Annotated in this window: 4 protein-coding genes; 1 reads left to right on the top strand and 3 read right to left on the bottom strand. The window is 46.5% G+C overall.

Going from position 1 to position 3,594, the window contains the following annotated elements; all coding sequences use genetic code 11:
* The 3 genes from proC to IQR33_RS13295 form a co-directional block, all read right to left on the bottom strand.
* Positions 1–717, bottom strand: a 717-nt coding sequence (gene proC / locus IQR33_RS13305; RefSeq protein ID WP_193843757.1) for a pyrroline-5-carboxylate reductase, incomplete at its 3' end; no start/stop codon positions are given.
* 10 nt (positions 718–727) lie between these two features.
* Positions 728–1,768, bottom strand: coding sequence for a zinc-dependent alcohol dehydrogenase family protein (locus IQR33_RS13300; protein WP_137282533.1), 1,041 nt, complete (start codon positions 1,766–1,768; stop codon positions 728–730).
* Between the two features lie 178 nt (positions 1,769–1,946).
* A complete protein-coding gene (locus IQR33_RS13295; RefSeq protein ID WP_167415958.1) occupies positions 1,947–2,414 on the bottom strand; it encodes an Lrp/AsnC family transcriptional regulator in 468 nt (155 codons plus the stop codon).
* Positions 2,415–2,556: 142 nt separating this feature from the next.
* Between IQR33_RS13295 and IQR33_RS13290 the strand changes: the two genes are divergently transcribed.
* On the top strand, positions 2,557–3,594 hold a 1,038-nt coding region (locus tag IQR33_RS13290), incomplete at its 3' end, for an aminotransferase class I/II-fold pyridoxal phosphate-dependent enzyme (protein ID WP_193843756.1).

The raw sequence follows: 3,594 nt of genomic DNA, 5'->3' as shown, positions 1-3,594 counted from the left end.
TCCGCCGGGTGACGCAATACGTTGGCAAAGTGTATCTGGTTCATCATCAGATAGTAATGCTAATTTTGCAGCCCCCAGGGCCGTATGACCAACCAGGCGCTTTACATCATCAGATCTCATCCCCAGCTCTTCACCAGCTGAGATCATGCATTGCATCATAAGCAGGAAATACGCCGGACCGCTACCAGAAAGCGCTGTGACTAGGTTAATGTCATTTTCATTCTGTACTTCTAAGCACTCACCAAAAGATTCAGCGACCGTGGTTGCAAGCTTCTTTTGTTGATCATCGGTGTTGGCATTTGCATATAAACCAGACATCCCAGCGCCAACCAGCGCTGGCATATTGGGCATCAAGCGCACTATTGCACACTCATGGCCCAATATATTCTCGAGTGTTTTGATAGATGTGCCTGCAGCGATGGAAACAAAAACCTGACTTCTATCTGCTCTGATATCAATTTGTTTTACAACAGCTTCTATAACCTGAGGCTTGACCGCCAGCACAACAACATCCGACTTATCAACGACATCCTGCGTTTTACTTACCGTAGATACACCATATTTGTCTGATAACCATGCCACTCTTTCTGCGGATGGTTCTGACACCTGTATATCCTGCGCCAGAAAACCTTTCGAAATCAGCCCACTAATCATGGCGGCGGCCATATTACCACCCCCAATAAACCCGATAATCGGAGATTGTTTATCTTGTGTCATTTCGCCCTCCTTAGAAACCTGTAACAACCGTAACGCCAGGTGTGGTTGCCGAATCCATAGTGGTTAGAGCCTCAATCGATTGTTCTAGGCTGATAGTACGGCCCAGCAATTTCTCTGGTGTTAATTTTCCGGACATCATCATGGCTAACATGGCATCGTAACGATGTGCTTGCATGCCGTGGCTACCTATAATTTCCAGTTCGTCAGCGATAACTTTAGCCATAGGCATAGCAGGATTGGCCTGTTCAGCAAGTAATAACCCGACTTGTATATGCTTGCCTAATTTGCGCAAGCTCTTCACTGAGTTTACACAGGTGATAGGGTGCCCCAGAGCATCAAGAGAAACATGTGCACCTCCTTTACTGATCTCAATTACAGCTTCTGCAACATCAGCGACTTTATTGCCATTTACCGTGGCTACAGCCCCAAGCGAGCGTGCCATTTCCAGCTTGGTATCATCAATATCGATGGCGATTACATTGGCACCAATTGCAGTCGCAATCATAATCGCTGACAGGCCGACACCACCACAGCCATGTACTGCTACCCATTGTCCGGCAGAAACTTTGCCTTGATCGACTACCGCTCTGAATGAAGTTACAAACCGGCAGCCAAGGCTGGCTGCTGTAACAAAGTCCAGATGCTCTGGTAGGGTGACCAAATTTACGTCAGCGTGATCAACAGTGGTGTATTCAGCAAATGATCCCCAATGCGTAAAGCCGGGCTGGGTCTGGTTACCACACACCTGATGATTACCGGTATTACACTCAGGACAGGAGCCACATGCGTTTACAAACGGCACTGTCACTCGCTGGCCAACCTTGAACCTATTCACCTCTGAACCAACTTCTTCGATAACACCGGCAAATTCATGACCGGGTACGTGCGGGAGTACAACGTCCTCATCATGACCTTGCCAGCAGTGCCAGTCACTGCGACATACGCCAGTCGCTTCAACTTTAATTACCACACCATGGGAAGCGGGTGTTGGATCCGGTACATTTTTGATTTCTGGAATAGATGAAAATTTTTCTATAACGACGGCTTTCATAGGCTTCTCCGCAGTGCTGTTTAGTGGTATCAGTTGTTAACAGTCTACCTTTGTGCGAAGAAATTACCTTGCAAAGGTTGCCTGGATATCAATCAAAAAGTAAATAGTCTTTCATAAAACAACGTAATTATGAAAGACTAATTCAGATGTAAAGAAAGTGTGACATAGGTTGGTTGTGTCAGAGAGAAACCGGTAGCCTTGTGGATGACTTCAGCTCTCGTAGAGAAATATTTGAGCTAATCACAGACACGCCGGGTAGCTGCCTTAGCTCTCTTTCAACAAAATCGCTGTAATCATCAAGATCTTTAGCGACAACCTGGAGCATAAAATCCGAATCGCCGGTTGTATTGTGGCAAGAAAGCACGTTCTCAGAGCTTTGGATAATAGACTCGAAAATCCTGGTTGTTTCAGTATCATGCTTTGTACAGGTAAGCTGAACAAATGCCAGAACGCCAAACCCTAGCTTGCGGCGATTCAGGTTAGCCTGATACCCCTCTATATATTGCTCTTCTTCCAAGCGCTTTAGCCTCCTCCAACAGGGGGTTTCACTGATTGCCAGCTCTTGGGCAAGCTTTGCATTTGTTAAGCGTCCATCCTGCTGCAAACGCTGCAATACGGCAATATCGACTTTATCAAGCTTCTTCATAGAAAGATTCCGCTATTAATGAGGTAATAATTGGAAGACTAATGCAAAAATGGGCTTATGTCACACCTGAAAAGCAAGGCAATTCCTGCTATGACCGATAAGATTAGAGCTTATTAGTCGAGTTTTTAGCCGAGGTACAACAATGCAGTCTTCCATACTTAGCGACATCAGTCCGGTTGCGTCACAATTGAAAGAGTCTTCTATCCGCGCTATTGCCAACTTTGGTATGTCGCAAAAAGATGTCATTCCCCTGTGGTTTGGAGAGTCAGATATTGTTACACCTGATTTTATTAAGCAGGCGGCTTTCGAAAGCCTGGAGCAGGGGCAGACATTGTATACACCAAACAATGGTATACCGCAGTTGCGCCAGGCGCTGGCTGACTACCAGTCATGTCTGTTTGAGCGTCCGTTTACCGATGAGAATATCGTAGTGACCTTGTCAGGTACCAATGCGGTGATGCTTGCCGCTCAGGCCGTATTAAAGCCAGGGGATAAGGTGGTTGTTATCAGTCCTGCTTATCCGATACTGACCGCTATTCCAAGTCTACTTGGTGCGGAAGTCGTAGAGTTCCCGCTTACTCAGGTCGAAGGACGATTCGAACTGGATATGGAGGCGCTTTTTGCGGTGACGAAAGATGCCCGGGCATTAGTTATCAATTCACCAGCCAATCCGACTGGATGGATGGCGAGCGAACAACAGCTTAAAGCGATAACCGAGTTTTCTCGACAGACCGGGGGATGGGTAATCTCGGATGAAGTGTATAACCGCCATGTTTATGAGGGAACATCTGCCCCTTCCTTTTGTCAGTTCATCGATGACCATGATCGTATTATTGTTTGTAATAGTTTCTCCAAAACCTGGTGTATGACGGGATGGCGTTTGGGCTGGCTTACTCTGCCTAAGCCTCTCCGGCCAACGATTACCAAGCTGATTGAGTTTAATGTTTCCTGTGCTCCTGCCTTTGTTCAGGCCGCAGGCGTTGCTGCAATTGAGCAGGGCGAAGTCTTTTTACAACAGACACTGAAGCGTTTTCGTCATTCGAGAGATATGGTGCGTGAAGCATTAGGTAATATCTCTGGCGTAACCTTGTATGAAATGCCGGCAACCTTTTATGCCTTCCTGAAGGTTGATGGGTTAGCTAACAATAGCCAGCCATTTATTCTGGATATGATTGAGAAG

The organism is Vibrio sp. OPT46, assembly GCF_015163535.1.
In the GTDB taxonomy this organism is placed as follows: domain Bacteria; phylum Pseudomonadota; class Gammaproteobacteria; order Enterobacterales; family Vibrionaceae; genus Vibrio; species Vibrio alginolyticus.
Note: the sequence above shows the minus strand (reverse complement) of the source record. Positions and strands in the feature narration are given on the sequence as shown.

Bases quoted from the DNA above. Each gene is read 5' to 3' on its own strand.
- IQR33_RS13300 (WP_137282533.1), bottom strand. From the start codon at position 1,768: ATGAAAGCCGTCGTTATAGAAAAATTTTCATCTATTCCAGAAATCAAA.
- IQR33_RS13295 (WP_167415958.1), bottom strand. From the start codon at position 2,414: ATGAAGAAGCTTGATAAAGTCGATATTGCCGTATTGCAGCGTTTGCAG.